General features: G+C 60.9%; 16 protein-coding genes and 1 pseudogene. 5 read left to right on the top strand and 12 right to left on the bottom strand.

Features of this window, described 5'->3' with window-relative positions; all coding sequences use genetic code 11:
• Positions 1–88 precede the first annotated feature (88 nt).
• From ACIO0C_RS25580 to ACIO0C_RS25550, 7 genes and pseudogenes are all read right to left on the bottom strand, one after another.
• Positions 89–1546 (bottom strand): amidohydrolase family protein, encoded by a 1458-nt coding sequence (locus ACIO0C_RS25580; protein ID WP_401316258.1) that lies wholly within the window; start codon positions 1544–1546, stop codon positions 89–91.
• A 1-nt stretch (position 1547) separates the two neighbouring features.
• Positions 1548–2408: a MurR/RpiR family transcriptional regulator gene (locus ACIO0C_RS25575; RefSeq protein WP_008055211.1), complete on the bottom strand. Its 861-nt coding sequence runs from the start codon at positions 2406–2408 to the stop codon at positions 1548–1550.
• A gap of 15 nt (positions 2409–2423) precedes the next feature.
• Positions 2424–3773 (bottom strand): gluconate:H+ symporter, encoded by a 1350-nt coding sequence (locus ACIO0C_RS25570; RefSeq protein ID WP_401316256.1) that lies wholly within the window; start codon positions 3771–3773, stop codon positions 2424–2426.
• Positions 3774–4072: 299 nt separating this feature from the next.
• Positions 4073–5518 carry a SulP family inorganic anion transporter gene (locus ACIO0C_RS25565; protein ID WP_401316254.1) on the bottom strand — a complete coding sequence of 482 codons (1446 nt, stop codon included), beginning with the start codon at positions 5516–5518 and terminating at the stop codon, positions 4073–4075.
• A gap of 207 nt (positions 5519–5725) precedes the next feature.
• Positions 5726–6202, bottom strand: a pseudogene (locus ACIO0C_RS25560) (NAD-dependent epimerase/dehydratase family protein); the annotation flags it as partial.
• 51 nt (positions 6203–6253) lie between these two features.
• A complete protein-coding gene (locus tag ACIO0C_RS25555; protein ID WP_401316251.1) occupies positions 6254–7165 on the bottom strand; it encodes a LysR family transcriptional regulator in 912 nt (303 codons plus the stop codon).
• Between the two features lie 58 nt (positions 7166–7223).
• Complete coding sequence (locus ACIO0C_RS25550; protein ID WP_401316248.1) at positions 7224–7814, bottom strand: NAD(P)H-dependent oxidoreductase; 591 nt, start codon at positions 7812–7814, stop codon at positions 7224–7226.
• A gap of 164 nt (positions 7815–7978) precedes the next feature.
• Here ACIO0C_RS25550 and ACIO0C_RS25545 point away from each other — a divergent pair, with 164 nt between their 5' ends.
• A complete protein-coding gene (locus ACIO0C_RS25545; RefSeq protein WP_401316245.1) occupies positions 7979–8293 on the top strand; it encodes a putative quinol monooxygenase in 315 nt (104 codons plus the stop codon).
• Here the strand turns inward: ACIO0C_RS25545 and ACIO0C_RS25540 are convergent.
• Positions 8283–9047 carry a sulfite exporter TauE/SafE family protein gene (locus tag ACIO0C_RS25540; protein ID WP_401316243.1) on the bottom strand — a complete coding sequence of 255 codons (765 nt, stop codon included), beginning with the start codon at positions 9045–9047 and terminating at the stop codon, positions 8283–8285. The two genes, ACIO0C_RS25545 and ACIO0C_RS25540, sit on opposite strands and share 11 nt — an antisense overlap.
• A 201-nt stretch (positions 9048–9248) precedes the next feature.
• Here ACIO0C_RS25540 and ACIO0C_RS25535 point away from each other — a divergent pair, with 201 nt between their 5' ends.
• The gene (locus ACIO0C_RS25535) at positions 9249–10133 is read left to right on the top strand and encodes a LysR substrate-binding domain-containing protein (protein ID WP_401316240.1); all 885 of its coding nucleotides are present in this window, start codon (positions 9249–9251) and stop codon (positions 10131–10133) included.
• On the opposite strand, the gene ACIO0C_RS25530 is transcribed toward ACIO0C_RS25535, so the two are convergent.
• The 3 genes from ACIO0C_RS25530 to kynU form a co-directional block, all read right to left on the bottom strand.
• Positions 10074–11513 (bottom strand): amino acid permease, encoded by a 1440-nt coding sequence (locus tag ACIO0C_RS25530; RefSeq protein ID WP_401316237.1) that lies wholly within the window; start codon positions 11511–11513, stop codon positions 10074–10076. The two genes, ACIO0C_RS25535 and ACIO0C_RS25530, sit on opposite strands and share 60 nt — an antisense overlap.
• Positions 11514–11599: 86 nt before the next feature.
• Positions 11600–12913: an OprD family porin gene (locus ACIO0C_RS25525; RefSeq protein ID WP_401316234.1), complete on the bottom strand. Its 1314-nt coding sequence runs from the start codon at positions 12911–12913 to the stop codon at positions 11600–11602.
• 103 nt (positions 12914–13016) lie between these two features.
• Positions 13017–14267: a kynureninase gene (kynU, locus tag ACIO0C_RS25520; RefSeq protein ID WP_401316231.1), complete on the bottom strand. Its 1251-nt coding sequence runs from the start codon at positions 14265–14267 to the stop codon at positions 13017–13019.
• Between the two features lie 176 nt (positions 14268–14443).
• On the opposite strand from kynU, the gene ACIO0C_RS25515 reads away from it, so the two are divergent.
• Entirely contained in the window at positions 14444–14917 is a 474-nt protein-coding gene (locus ACIO0C_RS25515; protein ID WP_020796471.1) for an Lrp/AsnC family transcriptional regulator, read from the top strand.
• A gap of 12 nt (positions 14918–14929) precedes the next feature.
• On the opposite strand, the gene ACIO0C_RS25510 is transcribed toward ACIO0C_RS25515, so the two are convergent.
• Positions 14930–15943, bottom strand: coding sequence for a helix-turn-helix domain-containing protein (locus ACIO0C_RS25510; protein WP_401316229.1), 1014 nt, complete (start codon positions 15941–15943; stop codon positions 14930–14932).
• A gap of 377 nt (positions 15944–16320) precedes the next feature.
• On the opposite strand from ACIO0C_RS25510, the gene antA reads away from it, so the two are divergent.
• Positions 16321–17712: an anthranilate 1,2-dioxygenase large subunit gene (antA, locus tag ACIO0C_RS25505; protein WP_401316227.1), complete on the top strand. Its 1392-nt coding sequence runs from the start codon at positions 16321–16323 to the stop codon at positions 17710–17712.
• Complete coding sequence (gene antB / locus ACIO0C_RS25500) at positions 17712–18203, top strand: anthranilate 1,2-dioxygenase small subunit (RefSeq protein ID WP_128606504.1); 492 nt, start codon at positions 17712–17714, stop codon at positions 18201–18203. Before antA ends, antB begins: the two co-directional genes overlap by 1 nt.

The raw sequence follows: 18203 nt of genomic DNA, 5'->3' as shown, positions 1-18203 counted from the left end.
GAAATCATTGATTTCAGACTAGCACATCATGTCCCGCTAAAACCCATTAAGACGCCCAACGGAATCAGGTATTTGGTAAACACCAATGTCACAAGAATCCCGCACGCAAATCCCCTTCCCGCGCCAGGAACCGCCCTTCCCTGCGCCCGTTCGCCTGACCGTCCTGATAGCTCAACACTCCATTGACCCACACGCCATCGATGCCTTCGGCCGCCCGTTGCGGGTCGTTGAAATCGGCGACATCGCGAATCGTTGCCGGGTCGAACAGCACCAGGTCGGCCCAATGGCCTTCACGGATCTCGCCCCTTTGCTTGAGGCCGAATCGCGCGGCCGACAAACCGGTCATCTTGTGCACGGCGGTGTGCAGGGGAAACAGGCCTACGTCACGGCTGAAGTGACCGAGCACCCGCGGGAAGGCGCCCCACAAGCGTGGATGGGGAAACGGATCTTCCGGCAGGCCATCGGAACCGACCATCGTCAACGGGTGCGCCAGAATCCGTCGCACATCGGCTTCGTCCATCCCGTAGTACACCGCGCCGGCCGGTTGCAACTGGCGGGCGGCATCGAGCAAGGACTGGTTCCACTCGGCGGCGATATCCATCAGGTCGCGCCCGCCCATCTGCGGGTGCGGCGTTGACCAGGTGATGGTAATGCGGTGGGCATCGGTGACTTGCTTGAGGTCCAGGGTCGAGGAACTGGCGGCATACGGATAGCAATCGCAGCCCACCGGGTGGGATTTCGCCGCCTGTTCGAGGGACGCCAGCAGCTGCGGGCTACGTCCCCAGTTACCGGCGCCGGCGCATTTGAGGTGGGAAATGATCACCGGGGATTGCGCATGGCGGCCGATCTGGAACGCCTCGTCCATGGCTTCCAGTACCGGCTCGAATTCGCTGCGTAAATGGGTGGTATAGACCGCGCCGAACGCCGTCAGCTCTTCGGTCAGTTGCATCACTTCCTCGGTGGATGCCGAGAACGCACTGGCGTAGGCAAGGCCGGTGGACAAGCCCAGGGCGCCGGCCTCGAGACTTTCGCGCAGCTGCTCGCGCATCGCGGCAATTTCATCGGGCGTAGCGGTGCGAAACAGGTCGTCGAGGTGGTTGCTGCGCAACGCGGTGTGGCCCACCAGCGCGGCGACGTTCAGCGTGGTGTTCGCCGCCTCGACCGCCGCGCGGTAATCACTGAACTTCGGATAAACAAACGCCGCAGCGCTGCCGAGCAGGTTCATCGGGTCCGGCGGATCGCCGCGCAGGCTCACCGGCGAGGCGCTGATCCCGCAGTTGCCGACGATCACCGTGGTCACGCCCTGGCTGAGCTTGGGCAGCATCTGCGGCTGACGGATCACCACCGTGTCGTCGTGGGTGTGCACATCGATGAAGCCGGGCGCCAGCACACGGCCGGCAGCGTCGATTTCTTCGCTGGCACGGGCATCCTGCAAGTCGCCGATGCGCTCGATGCGTCCATTGACGATTGCCACGTCGGCCAGGTAGCCAGGGCTGTTGCTGCCGTCGATGACCAGGGCATTGCGAATCAGCGTGTCGTACATCATGTCAGTCTCCCAGCGGCAAGTGATCGTCGCCACCGCGGTAATCGTCCAGGGCGAGTTTTATCCGCCGCAGGCGCTCTTGATTGTCTTGAGGATTGGCCAGTGCCAGCTCGGTGGCAAGCACATCGATGGCCAACAGCATGCCGTAGCGTGCCGCTGTCGGTTTGTAGATGAACGAGGTCTCGGCGCTTTGCAGCGGCAGCACGATATCGGCCAGTTGCGCCAGCGGCGAATCGCCTCGGGTAATGGCCAGGATGGGCGCGCCGTAGCTGCGGGCCAGCTCCACGGTTTCCAGCAGCTCGGGGGTGATGCCGGTCAGTGAACAGACGATGACCACCTGATCGGCGCTGAGACTGGCCGCCGTGATCCGCATCATCACCGCGTCGTGACAGACCGCGATCGGGTAGCCAAGGCGCACCAGGCGCACCTGTAACTCATCGCTGCACAAGGTCGAGCACCCGCCCATGCCGAAGGCGTGAATCATCCGCGCCTTGCCCAGCAGTTTCACCGCATCGGCGAACCGCGACTCGTCGAAGGCCGACAGGTGCTGGCGCAGGGTCGATTCGATGTCGCCGACAATCTGCCCGTAGAACGCCGACTGATCCGGCATGCCCGCCGGGTCGAGAAAACGGCTGCCGACGCCGCTGGCCTGGGCCAGTTGCAAACGCAGGTCGCGCAGATCCTTGCAGCCGACCGTACGGGCAAAACGCGACAGCGTGGCAGTGCTGACCTCTGCGCGTAGCGCCAGCTCATCCAGGCTTGCAGAGGCGGCAAACCCCACATCGTCGAGCATCAGGCGCGCGATGCGTCCTTCCCCGGCGCTGAAGGAATCCTGGCGGGCGCGGATCTGGTAGAGGATGTCCATGGCAGGCGGCTCCGGTTAAATCAGGTAGGAAAGGCCCACGGTCAGGCCGAAGGCGACGAGCGAGATCAGGGTCTCCAGCACCGTCCAGGTCTTGAAGGTCTGGGTCACCGTCATATTGAAGTATTCCTTGATCAGCCAGAAGCCGCCGTCGTTGACGTGGGAAAAAATCACCGAGCCCGCCCCCGTCGCCAGCACCAGCAACTCCGGATGCGGATACCCCATCGCGATGGCCACGGGCGCGACCACGCCCGAGGCGGTGGTCATGGCCACGGTGGCGGAGCCGGTGGCGATGCGCATCAATGCGGCAAACAACCAGCCCATCAGCAACGGCGACAAGTGAAATTCGTTGGCCAGGCCGACGATCTGGTCGGTGATGCCGGCGTCCACCAGGATCCGGTTCAGGCCGCCGCCGGCGCCTACCAGCAAGGTGATGCTGGCGGTCGGCGCCAGGCATTCGTTGGTGAACTTGAGGATCGACTCGCGATTGAAGCCCTGGGCCAGGCCGAGGGTCCAGAAGCTCAGCAACGTTGCCAGCAGCAGCGCGATGACCGAGTTACCGATGAACAGCAGGAACTGGTTAAGACCCGTGCCCGGGGTGGAAATCAGGTTGGCCCAGCCGCCGATCAGCATCAGCACCACCGGCAACAGGATGGTTGTCATGGTCAGGCCGAAACTCGGCAGGCTGTCGCGCGGTTCACGCTCGAGGAACTGCCGCTCCAGTGGGTTTTCCGCCGGCAACTGGATGCGCGGCACGATGAACTTGGCGTACAAGGGCCCGGCGATGATCGCCGTGGGAATACCGATCGCAATCGCATAGAGCAAGGTCTGCCCCACCGACGCCTGATACACCTGCACCGCCAGCATCGCCGCCGGGTGCGGTGGCACCAGCGCATGCACCACCGACAGGCCGGCGACCATCGGCAAGCCGACCATCAGGATCGACACGCCGACCCGCCGCGCCACGGTGAACGCGATTGGCACCAGCAATACGAAACCGACTTCGAAGAACAACGGCAGCCCCACCAGGAAGGCGATGCAGACCATCGCCCAATGCGCGTTCCGTTCGCCGAAGCGGTCGATCAAGGTGCGCGCCACCTGCTCGGCGCCGCCGGACTCGGCCATCATCTTGCCGAGCATGGTGCCCAGCGCTACCACCAGGGCGATATGCCCCAAGGTCTTGCCGACACCCGCCTCATACGCCCCGACCACGCCGGACGGCGGCATGCCCGCCACCAGCGCCAGGCCGATGGAGATCAGGGTGATGACAATGAACGGATTAAGCCGGTAACGGGCGATCAGCACGATCAGCGCGATGATGGCGACAGCGGCATACACCAGCAGCCAATAGCCGAAGGACGGGGTCATGCGGTACTCCTCGAGAGGGTCACGTCGAAAGTTTTGTGAAACTCTTAAAACATTTCGAGGCGATATTTTCAAACGAGGTGAAAGTAATTTTCGTGCAGAGGTAAGGGATGTCGCTCAGGGATATGTCGTGTCGCGATTAATGAAAATCAGGCAGGCGGATTTTCATGACCACGGATCGTTCCCACGCTCTGCGTGGGAATGCAGCCCGGGACGCTCCGCGTCCCTTCAAAAGCCGAACGCGGAGCGTCCGTGGAGGCATTCCCACGCAGAGCGTGGGAACGATCATCAGGCAGGTGATCTCAGTCGTGTTGCACCCGGGCACGCTTGAGCAGTTTCTTGCAGCGCTCGGACAGCCCCAGCACTCGCAGGTGCTTACCTGCCTTGCTGTAGCGCTCACGCAGGGTGTCCAGCGCGGCTATGGCCGAGTAGTCGACGAAGCTCAGGTGATGACAATCGAGGGTCACCTGCGCCGGGTCGTTGGCCGGGTCGAATTGGTTGAGGAAAGGGGTCGTCGAGGCGAAGAACAGCGTGCCGTGCACGCGGTAAAGCTTGCTGCCGTCGTTTTCCAGATGACTGTCGGCGTACAGCTGCCGAGCCTGCTGCCAGGCGAAATTCAGCGCCGCAATGATGATGCCGCACAACACCGCCGTGGCCAGGTCGGTGAACACCGTGATCACCGTCACCGCGATGATCACCAGCACATCGTTCAACGGCACCTTGTTCAGCACCCGCAGCGAAGCCCAGGCGAAAGTCTGCTGCGAGACCACGAACATCACCCCCACCAACGCCGCCAACGGAATACGTTCGATCAGCGGCGAAAGGAACAGGATGAACAGCAGAATCGACACCCCGGCGACCACACCGGACAGCCGGCCGCGTCCCCCGGAACTCAAGTTGATCACGGTCTGGCCGATCATCGCGCAACCGCCCATGCCACCGAACAGACCGGACACCACGTTGGCCGCGCCCAGCGCCACGCACTCGCGATCGGGGTAGCCGCGGCTCTCGGTGAATTCGTCGGTGAGGTTCAGGGTCAGCAACGTCTCCAGCAGACCGACCATCGCCATCAGGATCGCGTAGGGCGCGATGATGTGCAGGGTTTCCAGGGTCCAGGGAATGTCTGGCAAGGCAAACGTCGGCAAGCCGCCGGCGATATGTGCCATGTCGCCCAGGGTGCGGGTTGGCAGGCCGAGCAGGTAAACCGCCAGCCCCACCCCCAGGATCGCCACCAATGCCGGCGGCACCGCGCGGGTCAGGCGCGGCAGCACATAGACAACCGCCATCGTCACCGCCACCAACCCGATCATGTAGTACAACGGCGTGCCGCTCAGCCAGGTCTCACCACTCTTGAAGTGCTCAAGCTGCGCCAGGGCAATGACGATTGCCAGGCCGTTGACGAACCCCAGCATCACCGGGTGCGGCACCATCCGCACCAGCTTGCCCAGTCGCAGCAGCCCGAACGTCGACATGATCAACCCGCCCAGCAGCACCGTCGCCAGCAAGTACTGCACGCCGTGCTGCACCACCAGCGCGACGATCACCACCGCCATCGACCCGGCAGCACCGGACACCATGCCCGGCCGACCACCGAACAGCGCGGTCAGGGTGCAAATGATGAACGCACCATACAGCCCCATCAGCGGATTGAGATGAGCCACCAGCGCGAAGGCAATGCATTCGGGTAACAGGGCGAAAGACGTCGTGAGGCCGGCGAGGGCATCGGCGCGTAGATGTTTTGGTTTCATGGGGGACCGCATGCAGGGAGTCGCAGAAGGAGTGTGCGGATGTTACGGAATCGGGGGCGGCCCGGCCAGTTGTAGAGACTTTGAAAACGCCATCGCGGGCAAGCCCGCTCCCACAGGGGTTGTGCCGTTCACACAATTATTGAACGACACAAAACCTGTGGGAGCGTGGCTTGCCCGCGATGAACGATGACGCGGTCTAAAGCAAACTCACACCATCTCGTTGCGAATCCACTCCAGCACCGACCTACGCTTGGGCACCCAGCCCAGCAATTCCCGCGCATGCTTGCCGCGAACCCGGCTATTGGAGCCCAGGCCATAGTTGGCCATTTCATAACCCCACTCGGCTTCGGCATCCTTCAACGGCCAGTCTTGCGGCTTGCCCAGGTTCAACGCCTCGGCGATTGCCGTGGTCCTGGTCAGCGCCAGCAGGTACAGCGACACTACGTCTTCGATGTGCACGTTGGACCAGATGTTCTGCCCGGTCCCGACATGCCGGACCACGATGCTTTTGCGCGCCTGTTTGAGCAAGCGCGGCAACTGCACGCTGTCGCGCTTGACGCCCAGGCTGTGGCCGTAGATCAGCGTGTTGCAGATGACTGCCGAGTTCACGCCATCCTTGGACGCGGCAAGGATAAGGATCAGGTTATCGATGGCCACGCGTGCGGCCTTGTCCACGGTAGGTTCCTGACGAAAAATCCCTGCTGACCCAATTCACTCTTGCGCAGGAATCACGAATCAGCCGCTGAAATCCGTAGAGGCGTAAACCGCCAATTTGCTCTGGATGAAGTCGAGAAAGCACTGGATGCGCAAGGCCAGTTGCGAGTTGCGGTAGTACACCGCGTTGATCGGCTGGCGATAGCCGCTGTTGAATTCGCCCAGCAACACCTTCAACCGTCCGGCACGAATGTCTTCGATGGTCATGTAATGCGACAGGCTGGCGATGCCCTGGCCTTCCAGCGCCAGATGGCGGATGGTTTCACCGCTGGAAGCGCTGAGCGACGCCTGGATCGGCCAGCGATCCCCATGCACGTAGCGCAGCGGCCATTGGTTGAGACCTTCGTTCTGGGTGAATCCCAGCAGGGTGTGTTCGGCCAGGTCCGCCACGGCGGTCGGTGTGCCGTGTTTTTCCAGGTAGGCCGGGCTTGCGACGATGTGCAGCGGACTGCAGCCCAGGGAGCGGGCGTGCAGCGTCGAGTCGGCCAGTGTGCCGATGCGGATGGCGATGTCGGTGCTTTGCTCCAGCAGGTCGATGATCAGGTCGTTGCTGTTGAGTTCGAGTTGTATATCCGGATACAGCCTTCGGAACTCATCGATGTAGGGCACGATGGCGTGCAGCATGAACGGCGACGCGGCATTGATGCGCAAACGCCCGGACGGCGTTTGCTGTCGCGAAGACAAGCGCTCTTCGAGTTGATCCATCTGATCGAGAATCAGCTTGGCCTGCTCGAAGAAATACTTGCCCTCCTCGGTCAGGTCCATGCGCCGTGTTGTGCGGTTGATCAACGTGGTATCGAGCTTGGCCTCCAGCCGCGACAGCGTACGGCTGACCGCCGAGGGCGTTTGCCCGACTTGCTCGGCGGCCGCGGAAATCGACCCGCATTCAATCACGCAGACGAAAATCTGCAATTCATCGGATCTGGCTTTCACAGCTGCCCCTCATTCAAAAACTGGCTTGATAGTAGCTGGATGCGGGGCAAATGGAACCTTACGCAGACAGGCCAAACACCTCATTCAGGTGCTGCTCATAACGCGCCACATCGGCCTCGATATTCGGGCGCTTCATCACGTCCACGCAGAGGAAGGTTGGCAAGGCGGTCATGCCGAGGAACTCGTTGGCCTTGTGGAACGGGAAGTACACCGCGTCCACGCCTTTGGCCTCGAAGAAGTCGGTTGGGTCGTCGAAGGCTTGCTGCGGCGCGTTCCAGGTCAGCGACAGCATGTATTGCTTGCCTTGGATCAGGCCGCCACTGCCGTACTTCTGCGAAGCGTCGGAGCGGGTGCGGCCGTCGCTGGCGTAGAGGCTGCCGTGCCCTTCGGTGAAGACTTCGTCGATGTACTTCTTCACGGTCCATGGCGCGCCCATCCACCAGCCGGGCATCTGATAGATGATCACGTCGGCCCAGAGGAATTTGGCGACTTCTTCAGCGACGTCGTAACCCTCGTCGATGAAGGTGGCTTTGACATCCACACCGCCGCGATCCAGCACGCTCAGCGCGGCTTCATGCAAGGTGGTGTTGTAGCGGCCATCGGAGTGGGCGAATTTTTTACCGCCGTTAAGCAACAGGACTTTTTTCATGGGACGTCTCGGGAGGGGTCAGGAATTGGATGGCGGCAGAGTAACGATCTGCCTCGCGCGGAATAAGCGCTCATTTCGCAAAATTCTTTTGACCCAAACGCACGAATCAACAAGCGATTGTTGCCTTAGACTGGCGCCGATTCTGACTTGAGGAGTGTTTTCTGATGAGTGAAATGCAAGGCTTCATCCTGCACGCCAAGACCCGCCCGGAGAAATCCGACGCCTTTGAAGCGTTTTTCAGCGGTTATGTAGACGCGAGTCGCGCCGAACCCGGCTGCATCGAGTACCACATGCTGCGCGACAAGCAGGACCCTACCCTGTTTATCTTCTTCGAGATCTGGCAGTCCCTGGCACATCTCGACGTGCACTCGAACCTGCCGCACATGAAGCAGTTCCTCGAACAGCGCGACGAGTACCTGGAACGGGATTTCGAGATCCGCGCCATCGAAATGATCAGCCCATCGTCCGCTAGCCGCTGATTAACAAATGGCCGCCGAGCAACCCGAGGCCAATGAAAAATACGCGCTTGAACAACAGGGCGCTGATCCGCTGGCGCAGCCACTGCCCCAGCCACATGCCGAGCACCGCCGGGATCAGCGCCAACAGCGACGCACTCAACTCGCCACCGCCGAGGGCGCCACGCCATAGCAGTCCGCCAGCGAGGGCGAGGGTCGAGACGGTGAACGACAGGCCCAACGCCTGCACCAGTTCGTCCCTGCTCAAGTCCAGCGCCTGCATGTAAGGCACTGCCGGAATCACGAACACGCCCGTGGTCGACGTGATCACTCCCGTCAGCACGCCGCACAACGGACCTAGCCAGCGCTCCTTACCCGCGCCTACACGCAAGGTCGGCAAGAACAAGCCACTCAGCGCATAGAGCAACAACGCCGCGCCCAATCCGCGCACCACCCAGTGTCCACCGACCATGCCGATCCACAGCGTACCCGCGCCGGTGCCGATGAAAATGGCCAGCAGCATCGGCCACAGCCGCAGGATCAACCCGCGCAGATACCCGCCGAAGGCCAGCTGCCAGACGTTCGTCAGGGTCGCGGGGATGATCAACAGCGCGGCAGCCTGTGACGGCGCCATAGCCAGACCGAGCAAGCCCATGGCGATGGTCGGCAAGCCCAGGCCAATTACGCCCTTGATCATGCCAGCCAGCAGGAAGGTGGCGATGACCAGCAATGAGAGGGTCAGGCCGAGATTCTGGTAGAACGAGACGAGGGTATTCATGGGCTGATGGTGAGCCCGGATTGGCGGGTTGAAAATCTGCCATATACTGAGTCTGCCTCTTGATTAGCAAGAGGCATGATCGTTCCCACGCTCTGCGTGGGAATGCAGCCCGTGACGCTCTGCGTCACATGCCAAAGCGGACGCGGAGCGTCCGGTGAGGCATTCCCACGCCGAGCGTGGGAACGATCTCCTGGACACTGCATGCACTTCGACCTGACCGACCTGCGCCTCTACCTGAACATCCTCGACACCGGCAACATCACCGCCGGCGCGGCGCGTAGCCATCTTTCCCTGGCCGCCGCGAGCGCGCGAATCCGTGCAATGGAAGCATCACTCGGCACTGAGTTTCTGCAGCGCGGCCGTCGCGGCGTTACCCCAACGCCTGCCGGCAAAGCCCTCGCACAACACGCCCGGGTCCTGCTGCAACAGGCCGAACGCATGCAGCAGGACCTGGCCGAATATGCCAAAGGCGTCAAAGGCCAGGTGCGGTTGTTGTGCAACACCACGGCCATCACCGAATACCTGCCGGAGTTGCTCGCCGACTTCCTGCGCGAGCACCCCAACCTCGACATCGACTTGCAGGAATTGCCCAGCACGCGCATCACCCACGCCTTGCGCCAGGGTGCCGCCGACCTTGGCATCGTCTCCGACGCGGTGGACACCCACGCCCTCGAAACCCTGCCCTTTCGCGACGACCCGCTGGTGCTGATCATGCCGCCCGGGCATCCGTTGGCCGGAGGCGAACCGCCGACTTTCAGCGATACCTTGCAGCACGACTACGTGGGGTTGGCCGCGGATAGTGCACTCGCGGTGTACCTCGAAGAACAGGCGTTGCACGCGGGTATGCGCATGCAGATCCGCATCCGTGCGGAGGGTTTCGACGGGGTGATTCGCATGGTTGCCCGCGGCGCCGGGCTGGCGATTGTGCCGCTGGCGGCGATCCAGCGCCGGGCACTGGATCAACCGCTCAAAAGCTTCACGTTGAAGGAAGACTGGGCGCAGCGAAAACTGCTGCTGTGCGCGCGATCATTCACTGGCCTGCCCGGTTATGCCAGAGCGCTGCTCGAGGCGTTGCTCACTGAGTGAAGCCGGTTTGAGCTTGCTGAAAAACACGCCGTAGACAACGGTCAGCAACAACAGGAACGGCACACCGAACACCAGGGTCATCTTGAAGGCTTCGGTGAAGTAGGTGGTGATCATCACCGCGCCCATGAGCACCAGCCCCAACAACGTGCTGTAAGGAAACAGGCGCATGCGAAACGACAGTTTTCGCTCGCCGTGGCGCTGGTGATAGCGACGGAAACAGTAGTGCGTCAGGAAGATCATGAACCAGGTGAAGATGGCGCCGAACATGGAGATCGCCATCATCAAGGTGAACGAACTTTCCGGATACAGGATGTTGAGCAACGTCGCCAAGGCAATGCCCGAACTCGACAGCAACAGTGCATTCAGCGGGATCCCGCTCTTGCTCAGCTTGCCCATGGACTTGGGTGCGTAACCGCCACGGGACAGGCTGAACATCATGCGCGTGGTGATGTACAACTGGCTATTCATCGCCGAAAGCGCGGCGATCAGGATCACGAAATTCATCACCCCTGTTGCGCCGGGAATGCCGATGGCTTGCATGACCGTGACGAATGGGCTTTGCGCATGACCTGCCTGGACCCACGGCACGATCGCCAGCATCAGTGCGAGGGTCAGCAGATAGAACACCACCAGGCGCACGATGGTCGCGCGAAAGGCCTTCTTCACCGCTTGCTCCGGGTCCTGCGCTTCACCGGCGGCTACGGCGATCATCTCCACGCTCAGGTAACTGAAGATCGACACGATGACCGCGACCCACATGCCTTGCAGGCCATTAGGGAAAAAACCGCCGTGGGCGGTGTAATTGTGTACACCGTATTCCGGGTTGCCGGAACCGAACACCACGTACACCGCGAGAATGATGAAGCCGACAATGGCGCCGATCTTGATGGTCGAGAACCAGTACTCGAACGTGCCAAAGGTCTTCACGCTGATCGCATTGAGCACGATCAGCACACTGGAGAACGAGACGATCCATACCCACTCCGGCACGTTGGCAAACCAGTACTTCATGTACATCGCCACCGCCGTCACTTCCGTACCGACCGCCAGCACGATCGCCGCCCAATACGCGTAGCGCACCAGGAACCCGGCCAGCGGGCTGACATAGAATTCGGCATAGGCACCGAACGAACCGGAGGTCGAATGGGCCACGGTCATTTCCGCCAGGCAGCCCATCAGCAACAACGTGATGATCGCGCCGATGGCGTAGCTGAGCAGCACGCTCGGCCCGGCATAGCCGATGGCGTAGGCACTTCCCATGAACAGCCCGGTGCCGATCGCGCCACCAATGGCGATCATGCTCATTTGCCCGGACGTCAGCTGACGCCGCAGGCCCTGTTCACGGTTGGATATCGTTTCAAAACCGGTGTTATCGGTCATTTTTATGTCCTCTGAATATTGTCTTTCTTGAAGAGCACGTCTTGGTTTTTACCGGTGGGGATCAGCCACGCACAGCAGGACACGGATCAGAAAATACTCAGTGGATATTCGATGATGACGCGCACTTCGTTGTTGTCCGTGGTATCGGCCCGGGCCACTTGCGCGGTCGAACGCACACTGGCCTGGCGCACCCGCACCGACAGGTCCCGCGCCTTGCCCGACTGCACGACGTAGCGCGCCTCGATGTCGCGTTCCCAGCGCTTGCCGTCATCGCCGTAGCGGCCATAGGCGCCGTTGGGACCACCGTCGTAATGGCTGTCGTCGATATGGTCACCGCTGACGTAACGCGACATGAAGCTCAGGCCCGGCACGCCGAACGCCGCCATGTCCAGGTCATAACGCAGCTGCCATGAGCGTTCGTTGGGGGCGTTGAAGTCGAGCACCTGGACCGAGTTGGCGAGGAAAATCGAAGTGCCTGGCTGCTGGTCGAAACCCAGGTAATCGAACGGCTCATCGCCATCGACTTGCTGATACGCCAGGGTCAATCGATGGGCACCGAACTTGTACGCGCTGGCCAGCGACCAGCTGGTGTTGTCGATCTTGCCGGCCAGGCTCTGGCCATCGTCGTGGGTGCGGTAGAGGTTGAAATCCAGGTTCAGCGACTGGCCTTCACTCAGGGCAAAGGTGTAGTTGCTGTTGGCATAGTACTGCCGCCAGATATCGGTGAACTGCGAACCGTACAGGCTGACGCTCAGTTGGTCGCTCAGGGCGTAACTGCCGCCCAGATAGTCGACGCTGCGGGTTTCCACGCCAGCGTACAGCGCTTTCAGCGCACCATTGGCATTGGTCGAATTACTGTCGTTGCCGGCAGTGAAATGACCGATGTCCAGTTGCAATGCCTTGAGTTCATTGCTGGTCAGCTGAAAACCGGTGGCAACACTGGTGAACAGTCGCGCATTACCGGTGCCGAACACCGGGTTGAGCGGTGTCAGGTTGCCGTACTTGAGTTCGGTCTGCGATATCCGCGCCTTCACCGCGCCGCCCGCTTCGGAGTACTCATCCTCGGGACGACCATCGGAGTCGACCGGCAGCAAACCCGTGCCCGTGCGTCCCTTGCCACTGTCGAGCTTGATGCCTAATTGCGCGTAGGCATCGACCCCGAACCTCACCGTTCCCTGGGTGTAGCCGGAGCGGTAATCGAGCATGATCCCGTGGGCCCATTCATCCCGATAATTCTGGCCGCCAGGGTTGTTGAGGTTGTTGCGGTAGAAAAAGAAGTTACGGTTGGTCAGGGTCAGGCTGCTGCCTTCGACGAATCCATTGTCGGCGGCGGCATAGGCCATTTGCCCGAGGCAACTGCCGATGGCGAGCGACAAGGCGGGCCAGGGGGACAGTCTCATTCTGCGTGCTCCTTATTATTGTGTTTGCACAGAACAGTTGATCGATCGCAGGCGAAGCCCTGCCGCCAGGAAACCTGGCAGCAAGACCTGGACAACACAGGTATCAGGTGACGCTGTGGCGAACCTGGAATTGCGCTTGCGCCCAGGTTTTCTGATCGAGAATCTCGCCAAGGATCTGCACCGCATCCCAGACCTCGGTGAAGGTCGTGTACAACGGAGTGAAACCGAAACGCATGATCCGCGGCTCGCGGTAGTCGCCGATCACGCCTCGCTCGATCAGGGCCTGGATCACCGCATAACCTTGCGGGTGTTCGAAGCTGACGTGGCTGCCACGCTTGGCGTGCTCTCGTGGCGTGATCAACTTCAGTTCGTGAGCCGCACAACGCTGTTCGACCAGTTCGATGAACAAGTCCGTCAGGGCCAGGGATTTGCGGCGCAAGCTGGCCATGTCGGTCTGGGCGAAAACGTCCAGCCCGCACTCGACCATCGCCAACGAAGTGATTGGCTGGGTGCCGCACAGATAGCGAGCAATGCCGCTGCTCGGCTCGTAGCGCGATTCCATGGCGAACTGCCGCGAATGGCCAAACCAACCCGACAGCGGCTGCGGCACCAGATCGCACAACTGCGGCGAGACCCAGACGAACGCCTGCGAACCCGGACCACCATTGAGGTATTTGTAGGTGCAGCCGATGGCGTAGTCGGCGCCCGCCCGATGCAGGTCGACCGGCACCGCGCCGGCGGAATGCGCCAGGTCCCAGATGGCCAGCGCCCCACACTCGTGGGTCAGCGTGGTCAGCGCTTGCATGTCGTGCATGTAGCCGGTCTTGTAGTTGACGTGGGTCAGCATCACCACCGCCGTGTCCTGGTCAATGGCTTGCGGCAGCTCTTCAGGGCTGTCGACCAGGCGCAGGGTGTAACCCTGTTGCAGCATCTCGGCCAGGCCTTCAGCGATATACAGGTCGGTAGGGAAGTTACTGCTTTCGGTGACAATCACCCGTCGTGTCGGCGACCTTGTGGCCTGCACCCGTAGCGCGGCGCTGAGCACCTTGAACAGGTTGATCGAGGTGGTGTCGGTCACCACCACTTCACCGTCACGGGCGCCGATCAGCCCGGCCAGGCGGTTACCCAGGCGCTCGGACAGATCGCGCCAACCGGCACTGTTCCAGCTGCGGATCAGGCCATTTCCCCACTCTTGGGCAATCACCTCCTGAGCACGCGCCAATGCCGCGACCGGTCGTGCGCCCAGCGAATTGCCATCGAGATAAATCACACCGTCGGGTAGCGCAAATTGCTGGCGTAGCGGCGCGAGAGTGTCCTGGGCATCACGCTCCAGGCAATCGTTTCTTGTTGTCATCGGGTGTCCTGTTCTTTGAAGGTCGTAGCGTTTATGCAGGCGTTGTCGGCCCCTTTTTTCGTGGAGAAATAATGAACGATGCCTTGGAGAATTTTCGTGCAAACTAAGCGGCTACGAGGTAGTTATTTCGCATAAAATTCGAATCCAACACCCATAAACGCGGATTTACGCCAGCCATGAATCTCGACTCGACAGACCTGCGAATCCTCCATCAACTGCAACAGGATGGCCGCATTAGCAATCAGGAACTGGCAGAGAAAGTCGCCCTGTCGCCGTCGGCCTGTCTACGAAGGTTGCGCCTGTTGGAAAGCGAGGGAATCATCAGCGGCTATCGCGCCGTGCTGAATGCGGAACGGCTGGGAATCGAACTGGAAGCCATCGTGCATGTGTCATTGCGACAGGACGTCGAGGACTGGCACGAGACCTTCATCAAGAAGGTCCAGTCGTGGCCGGAAGTGGTGACTGCGTACGTGATTACGGGAGCGAGCAACTATGTGCTGCGGGTCCAGGCGCGCAATCTCAAACATTTCTCCGACTTCATCGTCAACCACTTGAACCGCACGGCGGGGGTGACTGATATCCGCTCGGAAATCGTCCTGCAGAAGATCAAGGAGCGTGAATCGTTGTTGGACCTGGTGGTGCGCAAGTAAGGAACGGATCGCTCAGAAGCCGCGCAGGCGCCGGGCTTCATTGCGCTGCAAGGTCATGCTCGGGGATTCGTCGAACAGCTTGCGGTATTCGGCGGAAAAACGCCCCAGGTGGGTGAAGCCCCAGCCCATGGCGATCGCGGAAATATTGCGTGCCGAGCCGTGCTCAAGAAGCTCCTGACGCACGCCGTTCAGGCGGTACTTCTTCAGGTAGACCATCGGCGACAATGCGAAGTACTTCTTGAACGCCTCAAACAGCTTGAAGCGTGAAACCCCGGCAGCCGCTTCGATGTCCTCCAGATGCAAAGCCTCGCGAGCATTGTCATGAATGTATTGCCGCGCACGGATCAGGTAGTGCGGCAACTTCACGCCCAGCACCTCGCGCAGCTCTTCTGAATAGTTGTTCGGCTGGGCGAGGATCAAGCCTTTGATCAGCGAACTTTCAATGTCCCGGGTGAAAGCCACTTGCTCGTAGAGGTCGCTGCCGTGTTCCAGCTCAGCGATGAAATAGCGCGCCATCCGCCACCACGAAGCCGACGCGCCATCGACCGCATCCATCATCGGTTCGAAGCGCAGCGGTGCATCCAGCGGCCGCTGCAGCAGGCCTTCCAGGGACTCGCTCATGGCGACGCGGGTAATCACCACCTGGACTTTGCGGCAGTCGCCGGAAATCGCCAGCAGCTGGTTTTCATTGGGGGAAATGATCACCCCCTGATCGCGGTCGGATTTCACCACGTTGCCGTTCTTGCTCAACTCCTGTTCGCCCACCAGGGGCAGGCTCAGGCTGTAGCTGCTGAAACGCTCGGGATCCTCGATATCGATGGTCACATCTGTGCCGTATTCGATAGTGCCCAGCGTCGTGGCCATCGATTTGAACATGTTGGCGCTGTGATGGAAGCGGATTCGCTCGGGCGTCGTGGTCACGAGTCGATGCGGCCCGCAGATGCCGGACATCCAGCTTCTTGCGGCCTCGAGGTCGTCGCTGTCGACACGAATGTCGCGACTCTGCGGATCGGTTTTGCTGTTCATCACGGTGCACCCACAGGCTATTTTTCAGCGCGCTCTGACGGCGCGTCTCAGGCGTGGAAAACGCAAGTTCCAGGCCACAAAACGCCAGCGCCAACTGAGTGGATAGCAATTCTCGACTATGTGGATAACGTAGCCGGTGAACGTGTCCCAACAGGCACTCGACGTTGCGCAAAACAGTACCTGATTGCTGCAGACAGGTGCAGCCGTTCATCGCTTGGTGCGCGGTCTGGGTAATCGCTGCCCAGCTTGATACCACCTGGGTGTTACCCCCCAAATTTTACGGACTGCCTTCGCCCACAAACCGGATAGACCCCCACCCGCCCCACTCCCTCTAATGGGCACACCGATTAGCCCCAATAAAAAACAGGTGCACACCCATGAGTGGCGAAAAAAACGTCGAGCAGTGGAAAGCGTTTATCCAGGGCTGCCTGGACTTCCGTCCGGCAGAAGGCGTGTTCCGCATCGCCCGGGACATTTTCACCGAGCCGCAGTTGTTCGATCTGGAGATGGAACTGATCTTCGAGAAAAACTGGATCTACGCCTGCCATGAAAGCGAGCTGGCCAATAAGCACGACTTCATCACGATGCGCGCCGGCCGCCAGCCGATGATCATTACCCGCGATGGCGACGGCCAGCTCAACGCGTTGATCAACGCCTGCCAGCATCGCGGCACGACCCTGACCCGCGTCGGCAAGGGCAACCAGTCGACCTTCACCTGCCCGTTCCATGCCTGGTGCTACAAGAGCGACGGGCGCCTGGTGAAGGTCAAGGCGCCGGGCGAGTATCCGGAAGGCTTCGACAAGGCCACCCGTGGCTTGAAAAAGGCGCGCATCGAGAGCTACAAGGGTTTCGTCTTCATCAGCCTCGACGTCCACGCCGATAACAGCCTTGAAGACTTCCTCGGCGACGCCAAGGTGTTCTTCGACATGATGGTCGCCCAGTCACCCACCGGTGAGCTGGAAGTGCTGCCCGGCAAGTCGGCCTACACCTACGACGGCAACTGGAAACTGCAGAACGAAAACGGCCTCGACGGCTATCACGTCAGCACCGTCCACTATAACTACGTGGCCACGGTGCAGCATCGCCAGCAGGTCAACAGCGAGAACGGCACCAGCAGCGCCAGCACCCTGGACTACAGCAAGCTCGGTGCGGGCGATGCCAATACCGATGACGGATGGTTCGCGTTCAACAACGGTCACAGCGTCTTGTTCAGTGACATGCCGAACCCGACGGTACGCTCGGGCTACGCCACCATCATGCCGCGCCTGGTCGAAGAACACGGCCAGGAAAAGGCTGAATGGATGATGCATCGCCTGCGTAACCTGAACATCTACCCAAGCCTGTTCTTCCTCGACCAGATCAGCTCGCAACTGCGCATCATCCGCCCGGTGGCCTGGAACAAGACCGAGATCATCAGCCAGTGCCTGGGGGTGAAAAACGAATCGGACGCCGACCGCGAAAACCGCATTCGCCAGTTCGAGGATTTCTTCAACGTGTCGGGACTGGGCACACCGGACGACCTGGTGGAATTCCGCGAAGCCCAGCGCGGTTTTCAGGCGCGCCTGGAGCGCTGGAGCGATATCTCCCGTGGCAGTCATCAATGGGCCACCGGCGCCACGCCCAACAGCGAGTCGATCGGCATCGCCCCGGCCATGACCGGCACCGAATTCACCCACGAAGGGCTCTACGTCAACCAGCACAGCAACTGGCAGAAGTTCCTGCTCGATGGCCTGGACGCGAAATCCCTGAAACTCCGTGAGGTGCAATGATGAATGCGCAATTGCAGTACCAGATCGAACAGTTTTTCTACCGCAAATCCGAACTGTGCGACGCCCAGGACTGGGATGCCTACATCAAGCTGTTCGACGAGCAGAGTGAATTCCACCTGCCGCAATGGGACTCGGAACACGTCTACACCCGCGACCCCAAACGCGAAATGTCGCTGATCTACTACCCCAATCGCTCGGGCCTGGAAGATCGCGTGTTCCGCCTGCGCACGGGCAAGTCTGCGTCCTCGACGCCGATGCCGCGCACCCTGCACCTGATCAACAATGTACGGATCGGCGAACTGGAAAACGGTGAGCTGGAAGTGCGCCTGAACTGGCACACGCTGTTCTATCGCCTGGCCACCTCCGAGCAGTTCTACGGCCGCGCGACCTACCGGCTCAAGCCCCACGCCGACAGCTGGCTGATCAGCCGCAAGCATGTGCTGCTGCTCAACGACACCATCAACTCGGTACTCGACTTCTACCACCTCTGA

This window comes from Pseudomonas sp. NPDC087336, assembly GCF_044744285.1.
Classification (GTDB): domain Bacteria; phylum Pseudomonadota; class Gammaproteobacteria; order Pseudomonadales; family Pseudomonadaceae; genus Aquipseudomonas.
The sequence above is the reverse complement of the archived record's forward strand: the minus strand, read 5'-3'. Positions and strand labels throughout refer to the sequence as shown.